At 31.4% G+C, this 17,774-nt stretch carries 20 protein-coding genes; 11 read left to right on the forward strand and 9 right to left on the reverse strand.

The genetic code is table 11. The features are described 5' to 3' along the window. Positions 1-54: 54 nt before the first annotated feature. From OC526_RS05285 to OC526_RS05305, 5 genes are all read left to right on the forward strand, one after another. Positions 55-804: a DNA alkylation repair protein gene (locus tag OC526_RS05285; protein WP_262122576.1), complete on the forward strand. Its 750-nt coding sequence runs from the start codon at positions 55-57 to the stop codon at positions 802-804. 12 nt (positions 805-816) lie between these two features. Further along, positions 817-1,251: an aminoglycoside 6'-N-acetyltransferase gene (gene aac(6'), locus OC526_RS05290; RefSeq protein WP_262122577.1), complete on the forward strand. Its 435-nt coding sequence runs from the start codon at positions 817-819 to the stop codon at positions 1,249-1,251. 15 nt (positions 1,252-1,266) lie between these two features. Beyond that, on the forward strand, positions 1,267-1,431 hold the full coding sequence (locus tag OC526_RS05295) for a hypothetical protein (protein ID WP_262122578.1): 165 nt from the start codon (positions 1,267-1,269) through the stop codon (positions 1,429-1,431). Positions 1,432-1,507: 76 nt separating this feature from the next. Next, positions 1,508-2,077 (forward strand): TetR/AcrR family transcriptional regulator, encoded by a 570-nt coding sequence (locus OC526_RS05300; RefSeq protein ID WP_262122581.1) that lies wholly within the window; start codon positions 1,508-1,510, stop codon positions 2,075-2,077. Then, positions 2,077-3,186, forward strand: coding sequence for a DUF2871 domain-containing protein (locus tag OC526_RS05305; RefSeq protein ID WP_262122582.1), 1,110 nt, complete (start codon positions 2,077-2,079; stop codon positions 3,184-3,186). Before OC526_RS05300 ends, OC526_RS05305 begins: the two co-directional genes overlap by 1 nt. A 5-nt stretch (positions 3,187-3,191) precedes the next feature. Here the strand turns inward: OC526_RS05305 and OC526_RS05310 are convergent, their stop codons facing one another. The 5 genes from OC526_RS05310 to OC526_RS05330 form a co-directional block, all read right to left on the reverse strand. Then, a complete protein-coding gene (locus OC526_RS05310) occupies positions 3,192-4,733 on the reverse strand; it encodes a bifunctional metallophosphatase/5'-nucleotidase (RefSeq protein WP_262122583.1) in 1,542 nt (513 codons plus the stop codon). 9 nt (positions 4,734-4,742) lie between these two features. Then, positions 4,743-5,555, reverse strand: coding sequence for a phosphonate ABC transporter, permease protein PhnE (phnE, locus tag OC526_RS05315; RefSeq protein WP_262122584.1), 813 nt, complete (start codon positions 5,553-5,555; stop codon positions 4,743-4,745). A 9-nt stretch (positions 5,556-5,564) separates the two neighbouring features. After that, entirely contained in the window at positions 5,565-6,377 is an 813-nt protein-coding gene (phnE, locus tag OC526_RS05320) for a phosphonate ABC transporter, permease protein PhnE (RefSeq protein WP_262122585.1), read from the reverse strand. Between the two features lie 3 nt (positions 6,378-6,380). Beyond that, positions 6,381-7,139 (reverse strand): phosphonate ABC transporter ATP-binding protein, encoded by a 759-nt coding sequence (gene phnC / locus OC526_RS05325; protein ID WP_262122587.1) that lies wholly within the window; start codon positions 7,137-7,139, stop codon positions 6,381-6,383. A 76-nt stretch (positions 7,140-7,215) separates the two neighbouring features. Then, positions 7,216-8,304 carry a phosphate/phosphite/phosphonate ABC transporter substrate-binding protein gene (locus OC526_RS05330; protein ID WP_262122589.1) on the reverse strand — a complete coding sequence of 363 codons (1,089 nt, stop codon included), beginning with the start codon at positions 8,302-8,304 and terminating at the stop codon, positions 7,216-7,218. Positions 8,305-8,420: 116 nt separating this feature from the next. Between OC526_RS05330 and OC526_RS05335 the strand changes: the two genes are divergently transcribed. The 3 genes from OC526_RS05335 to OC526_RS05345 all read left to right on the forward strand — a co-directional run bounded on the left by OC526_RS05335 (position 8,421) and on the right by OC526_RS05345 (position 10,263). Beyond that, positions 8,421-8,810 (forward strand): hypothetical protein, encoded by a 390-nt coding sequence (locus OC526_RS05335; protein ID WP_262122591.1) that lies wholly within the window; start codon positions 8,421-8,423, stop codon positions 8,808-8,810. Between the two features lies 1 nt (position 8,811). Then, complete coding sequence (locus OC526_RS05340) at positions 8,812-9,279, forward strand: AI-2E family transporter (RefSeq protein WP_262122593.1); 468 nt, start codon at positions 8,812-8,814, stop codon at positions 9,277-9,279. Positions 9,280-9,363: 84 nt separating this feature from the next. Then, complete coding sequence (locus tag OC526_RS05345; RefSeq protein ID WP_262122594.1) at positions 9,364-10,263, forward strand: DegV family protein; 900 nt, start codon at positions 9,364-9,366, stop codon at positions 10,261-10,263. Between the two features lie 21 nt (positions 10,264-10,284). Here the strand turns inward: OC526_RS05345 and OC526_RS05350 are convergent, their stop codons facing one another. Further along, positions 10,285-11,142: a DUF6544 family protein gene (locus OC526_RS05350; RefSeq protein ID WP_262122595.1), complete on the reverse strand. Its 858-nt coding sequence runs from the start codon at positions 11,140-11,142 to the stop codon at positions 10,285-10,287. Further along, on the reverse strand, positions 11,129-11,593 hold the full coding sequence (locus OC526_RS05355; RefSeq protein WP_262122596.1) for a MarR family transcriptional regulator: 465 nt from the start codon (positions 11,591-11,593) through the stop codon (positions 11,129-11,131). Before OC526_RS05355 ends, OC526_RS05350 begins: the two co-directional genes overlap by 14 nt. Positions 11,594-11,710: 117 nt before the next feature. On the opposite strand from OC526_RS05355, the gene OC526_RS05360 reads away from it, so the two are divergent. From OC526_RS05360 to OC526_RS05370, 3 genes are read left to right on the forward strand one after another with little or no spacing between them, the layout of a single operon-like run. Further along, positions 11,711-12,238, forward strand: a complete 528-nt coding sequence (locus OC526_RS05360; RefSeq protein ID WP_262122598.1) for a pyridoxamine 5'-phosphate oxidase family protein — start codon at positions 11,711-11,713, stop codon at positions 12,236-12,238. A 4-nt stretch (positions 12,239-12,242) separates the two neighbouring features. Next, the gene (locus OC526_RS05365; RefSeq protein WP_262122599.1) at positions 12,243-13,487 is read left to right on the forward strand and encodes a DUF1576 domain-containing protein; all 1,245 of its coding nucleotides are present in this window, start codon (positions 12,243-12,245) and stop codon (positions 13,485-13,487) included. After that, a complete protein-coding gene (locus OC526_RS05370) occupies positions 13,480-13,818 on the forward strand; it encodes a hypothetical protein (protein WP_262122600.1) in 339 nt (112 codons plus the stop codon). The genes OC526_RS05365 and OC526_RS05370 overlap by 8 nt, the downstream gene beginning before the upstream one ends. 181 nt (positions 13,819-13,999) lie before the next feature. Here the strand turns inward: OC526_RS05370 and ppdK are convergent, their stop codons facing one another. Together ppdK and OC526_RS05380 are read right to left on the reverse strand one after the other, a co-directional pair. Beyond that, entirely contained in the window at positions 14,000-16,627 is a 2,628-nt protein-coding gene (gene ppdK, locus OC526_RS05375) for a pyruvate, phosphate dikinase (protein ID WP_262122601.1), read from the reverse strand. Continuing rightward, positions 16,627-17,448, reverse strand: a complete 822-nt coding sequence (locus tag OC526_RS05380; RefSeq protein WP_262122602.1) for a pyruvate, water dikinase regulatory protein — start codon at positions 17,446-17,448, stop codon at positions 16,627-16,629. Before OC526_RS05380 ends, ppdK begins: the two co-directional genes overlap by 1 nt. Between the last annotated feature and the right edge of the window lie 326 nt (positions 17,449-17,774).

The raw sequence follows: 17,774 nt of genomic DNA on the forward strand, positions 1-17,774 counted from the left end.
TATAAATCATTTAATAAAAAATAAAGAAATTAAGATCCAGGAATTATAACGAATATGGCAAAAAAATTGAAAGAATACTATGATCAAGAATATTTGGTGAATTTAGCAGACAAAATCTCAAAGGTTACGGATAAGTTTGATAGATATAAGTTTTTAGAACTAACTATACCTTCTATTGACAACTTGGAATTTACTCCCAGACAAGAACTTGTAGCCAATGCCTTATACGAATCTATAGACAGAGATTATATAGGTACACTAAATGTTTTTTACCAAATCCTTGGACCAGAACTTACGGGAAATTCTGGGGCCTTTTCAGAAGGCTGGTGGCTGTGGCCTATCGGCAAATATGTAGAATATTATGGAGCAGAGTATTTTATCCAATCCACAGATTTTTCTAAAGAATTAACCAAAAGATTTACCGGTGAATATTGTATGCGTCCAATATTAAAAAATTATCCGCAAAAAACTTTCGAACTTCTAAAGATATGGTCCACAGATGAAAATGAACGTGTGAGAAGACTTTCAAGTGAATGTATGAGAATAAGGCTACCATGGGCAAGGAAAACGGACATAGCACTTCAGTATTTCGATGACTTTGTAGAAGTTCTTGACAATCTTAAAAATGATCCCGATAAATATATTCAAAAATCTGTAGCTAATAACCTAAACGATTTGTACAAGGAAGATCCAGAAAAGTTTGTCTATATAGTAGACAAATGGGAGAGTCCAGATATGACTAAAGAGACTGAATGGATTATAAAACATGGCTCAAGGACGCTTGATAAGGAGAAGTCCTCGTAGGAAATTACAATTATGATATTAAAAGCTAGTTTAAATGATTCAAGAATCTTAGCCCAAATGGCGATTAAAATCTGGGACAATGACTCGGTAGAAGAATTGGAACAAGAGTTTAATGAGTTCGCAGTGAATTCTGATATGGCAAGTTTTATCAAATATGTAGATAAGAAACCAGTAGGCTTTTCCAATGTATCTATAAGATATGATTATGTAGAAGGCTGTGAAACTTCCCCTGTTGGCTACCTTGAGGGAATATATGTTGAGGATTGCTATAGAAATAATAATTTTGCAAGAGACCTAGTAGAAGCTTGCGAGGTGTGGGTAAAAAGCAAAGGAATAAAGGAATTTGCAAGTGATTGTGAATTGACAAATTTAGATAGCCTAGCCTTTCATCTGGCTATTGGCTTTAGTGAGGCCAATAGAATTATTTGTTTTAAAAAAGATATATAAATTTAGGAGGATCTTATGAATAGCAAAATGGCAACTTGGGTAGCTGTAGGGATAGCACTTGGGGCAGGAGTTGGTTCGGCTCGAGGAAATATTCCAGTAGGTATTGGAATAGGAATTATCTTGGGAGTGGTTGGAGGTTTATTGACTTCCAAACAAGGAGATAAAAATAAAAAGGCATAGGCCTTTTTTTATTTGACAAATGACACTGTGTCATCTATAATAAAAAAGTGACACGGTGTCATAAGAGGAGGATAATATGCCTAAAGATACTTTTCATAATCTAGACCAGGAAAAAAAGCAAAAAGTTACTAAAGTATTACTTGAGGAGTTTTCTCATAAACCATTTTCTGAAGTAAATGTAAAATCAATAGTTGAGAAAATTGGCATAGCTCGTGGTAGTTTTTACCAATATTTTGAAGATCTTGAGGATAGTTATTTTTATATACTTGATAAAAATACTCGTGATATACATTTGCTTTTTATGGCAACTTTGAAAAATAATAAGGGTGATATTTACAAATCTTTGAATGAATTTGGTGAAGATATTGCTGAAATAATTTTTGACAAAGATGTTTATAATTTATACAAAAATAAGTTTTTATATTGGGATGAAAATCTTAATAAAAGTTGGGAATGCTCACATGGGGATTTTAAGAAAGCTTTTAATAGGGCGGATTCTATGGGCATAGATATAGAAAAAATTTATTTTTTTAGGGCCGTTGTCCATAGCCTCATCGAGCGAAATTTTAGAGAAGAATGGGATAAGTCTACATTTGTAGAAAAGTATAAGATCCATATAGGGTGGATAAAGGAAGGAATTTTTTAATGCAATTAGGAGAAAGTTTATTTGATATAGGCTATTTGGCCTTGGTTGTAGCCTTGGGAGTAAGGTTACTTTTAGAAAATAGTAAAGAAGCAAAATTATTTGGTATTATGGCCATAGTTCTGGGAATTGGTGATAGCTTTCATCTATTACCAAGAGTGGTTTCTCATCTAAGTCCCGGAGGTCTTGCAGCACATACATCAGCTCTTTCTTGGGGTAAATTTGTTACAAGTATAACTATGACAATTTTTTATGTTTTATATTATTATTTTTATAGAAAACAAAGTGGAGACTATGACAATAAGAAGAAAATTTTAATTTACGCACTTGCTATTATAAGAATAATACTAGTAGCAATGCCACAAAATAATTGGGGATCAGCAAATGAATCATACCAATGGGGGATTTATAGAAACATTCCTTTCTTGATTATGGGCATTTTATTAATTATCTGGTCATACAAGGAAAAAGAAAAACCAGGTCTTAAAAATATGTGGTGGTTGATTTTACTAAGTTTTGCATTCTACATTCCGGTAGTGCTATTTGCAGACAAGTACCCTGCAGTTGGATCAATGATGATGCCAAAAACGGTGGCGTATCTATTTATAGTAGTGTATGGATTTAAATACTTTATAGGAGAATTTAAAGCAAAATCTATACTTGCTAGTTCCATTACAATGTTAGTTATGGGTCTATTAGCTGGAGCATTTTCTAGAGAATTTACAAAATTTTATAGTTTTAATGAAGATACCTATTTAAACCTTATCCATACCCATAGCTTGGCTCTTGGATTCTTGGCCTTAATGGGAATCTACTTGCTAGTTAGAAATAACGATGATAGAAAAATCCTTTCAATAAAAAAATCTTATCATACTTATATTACTGGTCTTACAATTACTGTTGTTGCTATGATTGTTAAAGGAATATTTACAGTAGTATCCCAAGGCAGACAAACTATTAACCAAGTGGCCATTGCTGGAATTTCTGGTATCGGTCATATAGTATTAACAATTGGTATTATTAGTTTGATGGTAAAAATTTATAAATTTGAAACTGAAAATAACATTATAAAAAAATCTATAAATAAAAAAGGATTAGCTAAAACTAGCTAGTCCTTTTACTTTATATCTTTAAATCCTATTATTTTTACAGAAGGCAGATCTTTTATATTTACTATTTTCTTCTTTGCAATATAATCAAAAATTAATTGAGGCATTTCTAGGGCAGATTCCCAGATTATTTGTGTCCCATCAAGTACTGGGAAATCTCCACCTCCTATTGCTCTGTAGTTGTTTGTAGCAAAAGTAATCATTTCATCATCAGTAATTTCATGGCCCCTATAAATAGCACTAGTAAGTCGTTTGCCTTTTTCTTTTGTATAATCAAAAGTATAGTCCACGCCAGAATATATGTCGTAATTAAAAATAAAATATTCGGGATTTTGTACTAGATTGCCTTCATCATCAATCATAAAATAATTAGAATTATATTCTAGTATTTCCTTAAACTCTTTACCGCTGACTTCAATTTTCATCAAAGTGTTGTTAAATCTATAATTTGAAAAAATATCTCTCATAGTAACTTCATTTGGTATGCCTTTAGCCTCTGAGGAATATATTGCAACTGCAGCAATGTCACAATCCGCATAGTCCATTTGAATTTGATTTATTAAATTAATGTAAGCATGACCATCAATTTGAACTTCTCTTACAGACTCTATTAGAGCAGATGGAAATATTTGCCCGCATTTTTGATCTAAGTACTTATTTACACCCACTAGATCATTTTCTACTAATTTTTCTAATTCTTCATTGGGAATTATTTCTCCCATATCCACTAACTTCACATCTCTATCTATTATGTTTTTGCCCTCATCTATATATAGAGTAATTTCAGAAATCTTCCCGCCGGCAAAGCCAGGTTGGGTAACTACAATATCATTATAGATGCCAGATATTTCTTTATGGGTATGGCCAGTTAAAAATACATCAAAATTTAAATTTGAATAAAGCAAATCATAAGCTTCATTTTCTCCCGTCTGTGGGGTTAGCTCACGACCTGTTTCTAAGTCTCTTGCAAAACCACCATGGTAAGAAACAATTACAATATCGCAGTTTTCTTTATCCCTGAGTATTGGTAGATATTGCTCAGCAGTTTCCATAGCTGATTTAAATGATAGTCCCTGGATATTTTTAGGATTTTCCCAATTTGGGATGTATTGGGTTGTAATTCCTAAAATTCCAATTTTAATATTGCCTAAAGTTTTTGTAATATAAGGCTTAATATCAAGATAATTATCATTTTGTAAGGTATTTGCTGATAATACAGGGGCATCCAAATAATCTATATAAGATTTTAAATATTTCTTTCCATAATTAAAATCATGGTTTCCCAGAACAATTGCATCAGCTTTTAGTAAATTATAAGCACTTGCAAGATTTTTTAAATCATTGTTGTTATGGTAAAAAGTTCCTAGAGGAGATCCTTGAATATTGTCTCCATTGTCAATATAGACCACAAACTCATTTTCATCTCTCGCTTGGTCAATGTATGTTTTTATTTTTGACATTGAGAAAAGCTCACTTTTATTGGCGTCGGTAAAAGATTTATTTGAAATATAAGCATGGATATCGCTAGTTTCGAGTATTGTGATTTTCATAAAATCCTCCTATATACCATAAGCAAGTTTTTTGCGAAATCTGGTAGAAAGTAGCTCAACTACTAAAACCAATATCATAAGAGCAAGTAATATAACTCCAACCTCATTCCACCTATAGGCATTAATTGCAAATATAAGTGGAGCACCGATACCACCAGCTCCTACCAAACCAAGTGTTGTTGCATCACGGATATTCATATCAAATCTATAAATTATTGTAGATAGAAAGCTTGCAAAAAGTTGTGGCAAAATTCCAAATCTTATCTTGCCCCAAGTATTAATTCCAAGGGATTCAAAAGCTTCTAGTATGTCCGTGTCAATATTTGCAATTGTTTCTTGAAATAATTTTGTTAGCATACCAATAGATGTAAAGGTCATAGTCATAACCCCAGCAAAAGGCCCAGGTCCAGTAACTCTTATAAACATTAGCCCATAGACAATTGCTGGTATTGTTCTAATTAACAAGATAAGTATTTTAAAAATTTCTGCAATCACTCTGGGAACAATATTTGCAGATGATAAAAATGCCAGTGGTAGGGAGATTAAGGCTCCTATTAATGTCCCAACAAAGGCTATACAAACAGTCTCAAAAATCAAATACCAAAGTCCACCTCCAGAAAAATCTGTCAAAAGACTCATATCTGGATGGATAATTCCACCCAAGATTGATTTTATAATTCCGACACCCTTTGAACTTGTTTTTGAAAAATCCATAACACCTGATGACCAAATTAGGAGGGCAATGGTTATAATTGTAAGTATTGTGCGTATAAGTTTATAATTTGGTTCAGCCTTTAAAACCTTTTCTATTTTTTGATCCATTTAATCCTCCTAAGCTAACCTTTTTCTAATTGTTCTAGAAATTAATTCTATTACAAAGACAGTTATTACAAGGGCAAACAAAATTGTGCCGACTCTGTTATAATCACGCCATCCAATATTTTCATTAATCAACAATCCAAGACCTCCAGCACCTACATAACCTAAAATTGAAGCGTAGCGGACATTTCCTTCAAAGTTAAATAGGGAAGTAGAAATGTATGTTGCCATAATTGACGGGATTACTCCCTTAAAAAAAGCCATTGCTCTAGTGTAGCCCATAGAAATCATTGCTTCATAAGCACCTAAATCTTGAGTTTCTATTTCTTCATACATTATCTTTCCAACATAGGCAAAGGAAAATACAAAAATCGCAAAGGTTCCAGCTAGGGTTCCTAGTCCAAAAACATATGTTGCAATTAGGGCGATAACTAGGGTTGGTAGGGTCCTTAAAATAGTAAATATTAATTTAAAAAGCCAGTTTATAAATTTATTATTTACCATATTTGAAGCTGATAAAAAAGCTACTGGTAAGGCTAAGAATGCTCCTAAAAATGAACCGAAGAGTGACATTTTTATAGTATCAAAAGTTGGACCAATTACTTTAGGCAAATAATCCCAATCTGGATTAAATAAGTCTTTTAAAATAACTAATAAATTATGACCATTTCGAGCTAGTATTTTGCTATTAAAACCTGTCACTTTGAGGGCAATGATTAAAAATACTAAAAGAATAAGTGATATAAGCAAAGAATTGGATTTTTTTTCTGTAACTACTTTTCCATTTGAAAGAGTAATTGTTTTTGCTTTAAAAATATTATCCATAATTTACTCCACAACAATATTTTTAGGGTCTTGGCCATAGATATTTCTAATTACATCTACATTTACTTCAGATGGCTTACCATCAAAAGCTAGCTGGCCTTTTTTGATTCCTAGAATCCTATCTGAATATTCTAAAGCTGTCTCAACATCATGGATATTTACAATTACAGTAATACCATTTTCACGATTTAGATTTTGAAAATAGTTCATAACTTGGCGGCTAGATACGGGGTCTAAACTTGCAATAGGCTCATCTGCCAAGATTATTTTTGGATTTTGAACAATGGTTCTTGCAAGGGCAACTCTTTGCTTTTGTCCACCAGAAAGTGCATCTGTACGTGAGTAGGCTTTATCCAAAATATCTACACTATCCAAGGCTTCTAGAGCTTTTCTTTTCATATCATTACTATAAATGCCAAATAACTTTTGGAAAAAGTTTAGGTCTGGCACAAAAGTATTTAGTACGTTTTTTTGGGCAGTAGTTCTTTCAACTAGGTTAAAACCTTGAAAAACCATACCAATTGTTCGTCTGTAATCCCTTAGTGCCTGGCCATTTAACTTCGATACATCTTTTCCATCTACAACTAATTGTCCGCTAGAAATCTCGTGCATTTTATTAATTGTACGAATAAGGGTAGATTTACCAGCCCCTGATGATCCAATTATAGATACAAACTCTCCATCTGCAATTGTTAGATCTATATCTTTAAGTGCTAAAAATCCACCTTCATATGTTTTTGATACATTTTTAAATTCTATCATTATAATTCCTTCATTAAAAAATAAGACCTAAAACCCCTTAGGGCATAGGCCTTTTTAGTTTTTATTTTATATGTTCTTAGTTAGCATCTCTTGCCATTTTTTGTACTTCACGTTCTGAATCATAGTCAGCTGGATTTGCTTTTTCATATCCATTGTGAGTATAAATAGCAATTACTTCTTTACCTTCATCTGTGTTACCAATGTTGATAAATGCATTTTGTAAGGCTTCAATAAGCTCTGGTGTCATTTTTTCGCTTGATTCTGATACTGAGATTGTATCATTCATCATTTTATCTGTTACACCAATTACTTGAACATCTGTGAAAATATCATTTTTGCCACCAAATTCGCTTTGCCATTGATCAACAAAGTCCATTCTTGCATCAGCATATGTTACAAGAACATCGATTTGACCTGTAGCAAGTCTTGCAAATGAAGATGGGTAAGAATCTGCTTGAACTGCATTTGATAAATCAGAAATTGTGTGTTCATAATTATTTTTTAACCAAAGTGATGGATATAGGTATCCAGCTGGAGAAGTAGGTCCCATTACTGCCCAGTTTGCAGAGTCAAGGTCTTCCCAAGATAATTTTTCACCATTATTTATTTTTGCAGCAAGTTCTTGTCCTTTTTCAGAAGGACCAGCTAATACTAGACCCCTGTAAAATGTTACTTGATCATCCACTTTTTCTGTTGGCGCTTTGTCATTCCATTCTTTTGCATCATCAGATTCAATTGATAGTCCATTACGTGTTGCTGTAAGAATTGCTTCAACACCATCATCATATGTTACATAAGTTCCACCTGGAATAAATCCAACATCAACTGTTCCAGCACTCATTGCTTCACCAGTTGCTTCGTATGATGTACCAACAGAAATATCTACATCTTCTACTTCGTAACCTTCTTTTGATAATTCTTCTTTTAGCATATCTTTTAGTGGTTCAGTAGCTGTGATAATTTCCTCTGGTTCACGAGATGGTACAAATTGTACTGTTAATTTATCGATAGCTTTATTTTCTTCTGTTGTTTCTGTGCTTGCAGTTTCACTTGTGTTTGCTTCATCTGTATTTTCTGGTTGATTATCAGCATTATTTCCACAAGCTGTAAAAGCAAGGGCTGTCATTAGTGTCATACCTAATGAGAAAATTTTATTTAATTTCATAATTCCTCCTAAAAATTAAATCCAAGTATATTATACAATATTTTCATGACTTGTAAGACATTTGTATGTAAAATAAAATTTACATTTTTAATTAAATTTATTAGTATGATATGTATATGAATATGAGTAAAAATAAATTATTTTATGAAAACTATAATGACTTATGTGATTGTGCATTTTGTTGTTTTTATATAGAAAATATTGAAAATCAATACCATGATTTGTCACAAATTTTAAATAAATGGGGGATAGACATTAAAAAACCCTTTGAAGCACCCATTCCATACTTGGAGAAAGATAATATAATATTTCCTTTTGCTCAATACATTGTAATGGGTAAGTATAGTAAGGAAATAATAGAAAATATTGAAAATGAAAAAATAACTTTAGCTAGGAATTATCCAGATCCAAAAATAGACGAGGACTATTTTATAATAGAGATTGGACCAATTTTATTTAATAAAAATCTAGCTAGAAAAGATTTATTGTTAGAACTCGGAGAATAGTATGGATATGCTTAAAGAATTTTTAAGAAAAACAGGCATAGGAGTTAAAGAATTTTTAAAGGCTTCAATAATTTCTGCTGCCATTAGCTTTATTGTATTGCTAATTGGTTTAAAGATTGGAGATGTGCCTTATTATGGATTGGTGGCAATATTTATAGCAATAGTTGATCTATTGCCAGTTTTAGGAAGTGGGATTATTTTAATTCCTTGGTCAATCATTTCATATTTTATGGGGAATCCTCACTTGGCTTTAATCTTGATAATAGTCTTTGTAATAACTTTTTTAATAAAACAATTATTGCTGCCCTTACTTTTAGGAAAAAGCATTGGATTAAAACCCTTGTATACAATAATCATAACCTTAATTTCTATGATTGTTCTGACTCCAGCCATAGGTGCTATTGTTGGTTCGGTAATATCAATTATAATTGCGGTAATAATTGATATGAACAAATCTAGAAAGTTATGATTTTAGAGTTTTAATAAGTCTTATAGACTTAAATATTAGATATGATATAATATTAATTATTCGACTAGACTGAAGGAGGATTTCATGGCAGATTATATTTTAAGCGCAGAATCAATCATAGACTTAAATATTGACTTTGTAAATGAACTTGGCATAAGCATAATAAATTCAAATTACCAGCTAAATAATACAAACTACATAGATGATTTTGGACAGACACTAGATATGAAAACATTTTATGATAACATGGCTGAAGGCAGTAATCCTTCAACTTCTAGGATAAATACTGGTGAGTATATAGATTATTTAAAACCACTATTGGAACAAGGTCAAGATGTAGTACACATTTGCTTATCAACAGGTATGTCAAGCCAATATGAATCTCTATTAGAAGCTATTGATTTTCTAAAAGAAGATTTCCCAGAAAGAAAAGTCTATCCAATAGATTCTAAAATGGCATCAGCTGGCGTTGGATTATTGGTTACAAAATTATCAGAACTAAAAAATGAAGGTCTATCTGCCAAAGTACTTTATAATTGGGCAGAAAATAATAAACTTCACGTAATTAATTATACAAGTAATGAAAATTTAGAGTATGTAGCCAGAGGTGGTAGAATTTCAAAAACAGCTGCTAGTATCGGTGGAGTTTTACATATTTGCCCACTAATAGAAGTAGATAATGATGGTAAATTGATAGTTACTAGTAAAATAAGAACAAGAAAAAAACTTCTAAATACCATGGTTAATAAAATGGAAAATAATATTATCGGTGGTCAAGATTATGATGAGAAAGTATTTATATCAACAGCAGATAATATAGAAGTTGCAGAGAAACTAAAATCAATGATAGAAGAAAAATTTCCAAATATTGATGGGGGTGTAAAAATATTTAATATTGGTCCAACGATTGGTAGTCATATAGGACCAGGAACAATTGCTCTATTTTATTGGGGAGAAGAGAGAATGCTTGGCTATAAAAAATAAGTCTATGTTAGACTTATTTTTTTATTTGTATTCAAAATATTTTACATTGCCATCAAAGTAGACTAAATCACCCTCAGGATAATTCCATATAGCTTGCAATTTTTTAGGAAAATTAATTCCATCTTGATTTTTTTCATAATCACTACATTTTGCAGTCCAAGGAATATAATCGACAGATCCATTATCCTTTACTGCTGCTCGATCTTCGGTATAAAATTTTATCATTTCGTAATTTTCATTAAAAGTAAATATTCCTGACACGGTAATGCCATTATTTTTTATATTTGCCTTTATATTATAGGGGTCGATTTCTTCAAAATAAATATCATTTTCAAGCAGAGCTGAAGGAACAAATAAAGACTCACCAAGATATGTACACAAGGCCCCAGCATCCATAACAGGTCCTTTTTGGTCAAAAAGAGTAATATTTTTACCAATGACACCCTTCATACCGCCCTTTCCATCATAAATATAATCATAACCTTCAAAAGGAATACCAAAAAGTGAACTTTTTATGTAAGCAATACGAGCTGGGTTTTTAGCAAAATTATACTGATTATAATCCATTTTTAATTTTGGTTTTTCAGGATTCTGAATAAAGTCTGTTCCTGCGAAGAAAATATTAATATAATTCATTTTTTTATTACCTATATATCCATTCTTTTCCATATATTTTTGAATGGCGGTAGGATATTCTTCAAAATCTTCTTTAGTAAAAACATCATTATCAATATTTGACTCTTGCATTATTTTTTCTAAATCGTCATTAAATTCATTTTTTAATGGGGAGTAGGAAATGTTAAAGTAAACTAACATAGACCCAATTACTACTAGCAAGATACCAATAAAAAGCATAATATTTTTTTTAATTCCCTTCATATAATTTTTCTCCGTATTCTTCAACCCTTGTTAAACCACTTTCCAATTTATTATACAAATTGAATAATTGAGTAATTTCTTCATCAGTAAAATCTTTGAATAATAAAGTCAAAGTTTCTAAATGCTTGGCTGTCATTTGATTTGAGTATTTAAAAAATTTATCAGTAACATCAATATTTAATGAATTCTTAGATCCTTTTATAAATTTTATATATCCCTTTTCTTCTAAAGGCTTTGCCAATTTTTTAATATTTTGCCTAGAACAACCCATCATATTACCAATCTGGCTTAGATTTCTATTTTCATTCATATTTAAAGCAATTGCTAGCATTAGCCATTGCTTGATTGTGATGTCTGTTTGGATTTTTTCACAAGCTGTTTGAAGCCTATTTGATAATATAAAAATATTTGCAAAAATCATTTGTTTTGCATCTATTAAGTAATCTTCCAAATTAACCTCCCCCTTGTAGTAACTAGTTACTATTATAATCTAATACGTTTTCATTGTCAATATTTTATTTATCGTTTATAATTAGATAAAATATAAGTAATAAATAAAGGAGATATTATGACTGATTTTATCGATAAAGAAAAAATTGAGCAAGCTTATAAGCTAATTGATAATGCCCAATATGCCGTTATTTCCTTAGCAAAAGATAATGAACCTTATGGTATACCAATGTCTGTTGCTAGGATTGGTGATACTTTATATATTCATACTGGTCAACATGGCCAAAAAATCGATTATTTAAATACAAATCCTAAAGTGAATCTAACCTTTGTAGGAGAAGTTAATATTCCTAATTTATACGATAAAGACCAAGCCAATCAGATGGCAGCAGATCCTTCCAAGCATGGTAAGTTTGTAAATACTGTGTTTACTACTAATTTTGAATCTGTTATTATTAAGGGCGCGGCTAAAGAAATTATTGATGATGATCAAAAAATAGAAGCAATGCGTGCTATTTGTCAAAAATATACTCCTGATATGATGGATTATTTTGATATCCCTATTAAAAGAAGTTTGGGAATAACAAAAATTTTCAAAATTGAAATTAAAGATTTAAGATTAAGAAAAAAACAAGTTAAGATTTAGAAATATGAAAAAATTAAGCAAAATTAAGTATTTAGAATTTTATATCTTCAGCATTTTATTGATGGTTTTTGCCTTATTTTTGGATTCTCCAATTGATATTTACAATGGGCTAGTGAAAATTCTTACTTCTCCTAGTATCTTAGTATCAGACTATATGCAAATTGGAGGAGTAGGGGCCAGTTTTATGAACGCTGGTTTTATGCTTTTGATTTCTCTTATAATTGCAGAAAAAAGTGGAGCAGCCATTACTGGTGCCTTGATAGCAGGTTTATTTACCCTAACAGGTTTTGGTTTCTTTGGAAAAAATATCTTAAACTCTATACCACTTATGATTGGCGTTTATATTTATGCAAAAATAAAGAAATTAAGTATTGCAAATTATATACATGTTTTATGTTTTGTAACTGGCATAAGTCCTTTGGTGAGCTTATTTATTTTTGGTTTGGATTTTACATTAGTTCAAGGAATTATTTTAGGATTTTTATCTGGTATAATAATAGGGATAATTATTGTTCCAATATCATCAAATTTTGTAAAGTTCCATGACGGTTATTCACTTTATAATATTGGTTTTACAATAGGTGTAATAGGAATAGTCTTTGCTGGTTTATTAAGAATGTTTAATAAAGAAATACCAAGCATATCCGTAATTTATGAAGGAAATGATATATATGCATTTGCTTTTATTCTTATATTTTGCCTAGGACTAGTAATTATTGGACTTATAAAAAATAAAGGTTTGAGTGGATACAAAGATATTTTAAACCATAGTGGTAAGCTAATTACCGACTACACTATTGAATCAAATAGAAATCTTGTGATGATTAATATGGGTCTGACTGGTCTTATTGCAATTATTTTTGTAAAATTAAGTAATGGTATCTTCAATGGTCCTATAATAGGTGGAATTTTTACAATAATTGGATTTGCTGCATTTGGTAAACATCCACGTAATGTATTGCCAATTATGATGGGGGTATTTTTAGCTAGCAATTTAAATAAATATGAACCATCAAGCACAACTGCAGTTTTGACAGGATTATTTTCAACAACTATAGCACCCCTAGCTGGAGAATTTGGATTTTTAGCAGGGATTATTGCAGGATTTTTGCATAAAGCTGTAGCAACCAATACAGGTTTGATACATGGTGGTCTAAATTTATACAACAATGGCCTAGCAGGAGCTTTTGTTGCAGCTGTCTTGTTGCCGATATTTAGAGATTTAAAAGAAAGGCGTGAACGTGATTAAGGAAAGAGATAAGGCAAGAAAAATTTTAAATGTAATGGTTGAATACTTTGTCCTTAATAATTTTCAAAGTATAAATGCCAATATAAATATAGATAAAAAATCTACAAGTGTTTTCATAGAAGGAGTTATAGATCCAAAAGTTTTAAATATAGAAGAACTAAAAGACGAATTAAAAACGCCAAGAGTCTTAGCCTATGATGATTATTACGATGGGTTGATGGACTCTGATAGTGAAGAGGAATTAAAAGTTATAGGATATTTGGTTGATGAGTCTGATATAAAACTTGATGGAAATGTTTTAACTGTAAAACTAATAAGAAATCATATCTAAGAATATAAGAAAGCGATTAGCTTAAGTAATGGTTTTTAGTTTCAAAATTATATAAAGAAAATTACTACTAAAGAATAAAATAAAAACTGATATAGATTTGTGGTTAGAAGAAAATAATTTAATTTAGTGAAGTAAAAATTAAAAGGACCTGGATATTATTCAGGCCCTTTATTTTTGTTTTTTATTTATCGTTTTTTTCAATATCAGCTTGAGCAGCAGCTAGTTTTGCTATTGGTACTCTAAATGGTGAACAAGATGCATAATCTAAACCAACATTATATAAGTATTTTACAGTGGATGGTTCACCGCCGTGTTCTCCACAAATTCCTAAGTGTAGATCTTTATTTGCTGATCTACCTTTTTCTACAGCTGTTTCAACTAAGAAACCTACACCTTTCTGATCTAATACTTGGAATGGATCTTTTGCAAATAAATCTTTTTCTAGGTATAAAGGTAAGAATTTGCCAGCATCATCTCTTGATAGACCAAATGTCATTTGTGTAAGGTCATTTGTACCAAAGCTAAAGAAATCTGTGATTTCTGCTATTTCGTCAGCTGTTATAGCTGCTCTAGGGATTTCTATCATTGTACCTACAAGGTATTTGATTTCTTTTCCTTTTTCTTCGAATACTTTTTGGATTTCATCATTTACTTCATCAATTACATATTTTAATTCTTTTACATCACTTGATAAAGGTATCATTATTTCTGGAATTACTTCAATTCCTTCTTCATGGCAGTGAATTGCTGCTTGAATAATTGCTCTTGCTTGCATTCGAGAAATTTCTGGGTATCTTACTCCAAGTCTAAGTCCTCTAAAACCTAGCATTGGGTTTACTTCTTCAAGCTCACTAATTCTTTCTCTTACTCTAGCTGGCTTTATGTCAAGTTCTACAGCTAGGTCTCTGATTTCAGCTTCACCTCTTGGTAAAAATTCGTGAAGTGGTGGATCTAAAAGTCTTACTGTTACTGGTCTATCACCCATAAGTGTGTAGATTTGGTAAAAGTCATCTTCTTGCATTGGTAGGATTTTTTCTAGGGCGGACTTTCTTGTTTCTAAATCATTTGCTAAAATCATTTTACGGACTTGGAAAATCCTATCTTCTTTAAAGAACATATGCTCTGTACGGCAAAGGCCAATTCCTTCAGCCCCAAATTCTAGGGCTTGTTCAACATCTCTTGGAGTATCTGCATTTGTTCTGATTTTCATATCTCTAAATTCATCAACCCATTCCATAAATTTGCCGAAGTTTCCTTCTAATTGAGGAGATTGAGTTTCTAGACTTCCGATATAAACTTCACCTGTAGAACCATTTAGAGAAATTGTATCATCTTTTGTATAAACTTTATCGCCAATTCTCATTGCGCCTTCATCTTCATCAATATGAATATCGCTTGCACCTGATACACAACATTTACCCATACCACGAGCTACTACTGCTGCATGGCTTGTCATACCTCCACGAGCTGTTAATATACCGTTTGCTTTTACCATTCCTTCAAGATCTTCTGGAGATGTCTCTTCACGAACTAGTATTACTTGCTCTCCATCTGTTGCTCTAATAGCGGCATCTTTTGCTTTAAAGGCAATTTTACCAACAGCTGCACCTGGAGATGCTGCAAGACCTTTTGTTACAGCTTCATTTGATTTTTTAGCTTCATCTGTAAAAGTAGGGTGGAGTAGACCATCTAAATCTTTTGGATTTACTCTTAAAACAGCTTCTTTTTTATCAATTAATCCTTCATCTACCATATCTATGGCAGCTTTTACTGCAGCATGAGCTGTTCTTTTACCATTTCTTGTTTGAAGTAAGAATAATTTTCCTTCTTGGATAGTAAATTCCATATCCTGCATATCTTTGTAGTGTTCTTCAAGTTTTTTTGCAGTGTAAGAAAACTCTTGGTAAACTTCTGGCATAGCATCCTTAAGTGTTGAGATTTCTTGTGGGGTTCTAACACCAGCTACAACATCCTCACCTTGGGCATTTATCAAATATTCACCAAATAATTTGTTTTCTCCAGTTGCTGGGTTTCTTGAAAATGCTACACCAGTTCCAGAAGTATCTCCCATATTTCCGAAAACCATGGTTTGGACATTTACAGCTGTACCCATAGAATCATCAATATCATTTAATTTTCTATAAAGAATCGCACGGTCATTTCCCCATGATTTAAATACAGCAGATATAGCTAAATCCAATTGCTCACGTGGATCTTGTGGGAAATCTTCTCCTTTAAGTTCTTTATATTTTGCTTTATATTCTTCTACTAATTCTTTAAGGTCATCTGCATTTAGGTCGGTGTCGTTTTCAACATTTCTATCCTTTTTCTTAGCAGATAATAGTTTTTCAAAATTGTTTTTATCTAGTTCCATTGCAACATCTGCAAACATTTGGATAAATCTTCTGTAAGAATCATAAGCAAATCTTTCGTTTTCAGTTTTTTTAGCCAAACCCAAAACAGCATCATCATTTAAGCCTAGGTTTAAGATGGTATCCATCATACCTGGCATAGAAATAGGCGCTCCTGATCTTACTGAGACTAAAAGTGGATCATCTGTAGATCCAAATGTTTTTCCGTTTTCTTTTTCAAGGCCTTTGATATGTTCTGAAACTTCGTTATTTAAGTCATCCCATAACTTTTGATCTTCCTTATAAAACCTTGTACATGCTTCAGTTGTAACGGTAAAACCATAAGGTACGCAAATACCCATTGTAGTCATTTCGGCAAGATTTGCGCCTTTACCACCCAAAAGGGCCTTCATTTCTTTGTTGCCCTCATTAAAATTATAAACATATTTTTCGGTCATTATTTTTCCCTTTCTCTATTTATATTTTCGATGTTGCTGATTATGTATTCTGAAGTTTCTTCGATTGATTTGTATGTAACATCTATTATAGTACAATCCAAATCCTCCATTAGCTCCTTTGCATAGGCTATTTCATTTTCGATACGCTTTAAATCTGAATAATGAGAATCTGAAGAAAGGTTAATAGATTTTAGTCTTTCTTCTCTGATTTTTTGTAGCCTATGTGCATCAAGGGTCAAGCCAAAAATTTTCCTAGAATCAATTTCAAAAAGTTCACGTGGAACTTTTGCATCTAACAAAATAGGAACATTTATGACTTTATATCCAATACTTGCTAGATATACTGAAAGAGGAGTCTTGGATGATCTTGAAACTCCTATTATACAAATATCACAATATTTTAGTCCCTTAAAATCCCTACCATCATCATATTTTATAGCAAATTCCAAGGCATCTAAACGTTTGTAATTGTGGACTATGTCTAAATCATCATTAGAAAAACCATCAACAGGGTCTATGCCCAAAAATTCAGAAATTTTATTTAGAGAATAGCTAGCATAATTAATGGTAAGTATAGCCTTATCTTTGCCAAAATTTTTAAGAAACTTATTGTGATCTGGGTCATTTAGAGAGTTGAAAATTATTTTATATCCGTTATTGCTATCAATTTGATCTAAAACATCTGATAAATTCTCTAATGCTCTTACATTAGCAAAGGTTTTCTCGATGTATTGTATTTCAAATTTTTCCATAGTATTATGCGCTAGCCTCGATATACCGACACCATCTGTATCTGAAATTACAAAAACAAATAAATCCATAAATTTCCTCCTCTAACCCTAGCAATATTATAACACTATTTTTTGAATATGAAAATATTTTCATAAATAATTTGTTGGCAAAAATCATTCAAAAATATTAATAAATTTAAAGATTATTTTGTAATAAATATTATATTAGAATAAGTAAAAATGTTTTCATATGCAAATAGGATTTTTGACAAAATAGTTTATGGTAATATAATGATAAATGAAAATTAATATGAAATTGTAAAAGAGGAGTAAATTGTAAGTGCTTTTAGAGAAAAGATGGTTGGTGCAAATCTTTAGCTACAAGCTTTTGAAGGTTGCTTTTACATAATTTCAAT

The organism is Anaerococcus sp. Marseille-Q5996, assembly GCF_946893725.1.
In the GTDB taxonomy this organism is placed as follows: domain Bacteria; phylum Bacillota; class Clostridia; order Tissierellales; family Peptoniphilaceae; genus Anaerococcus; species Anaerococcus martiniensis.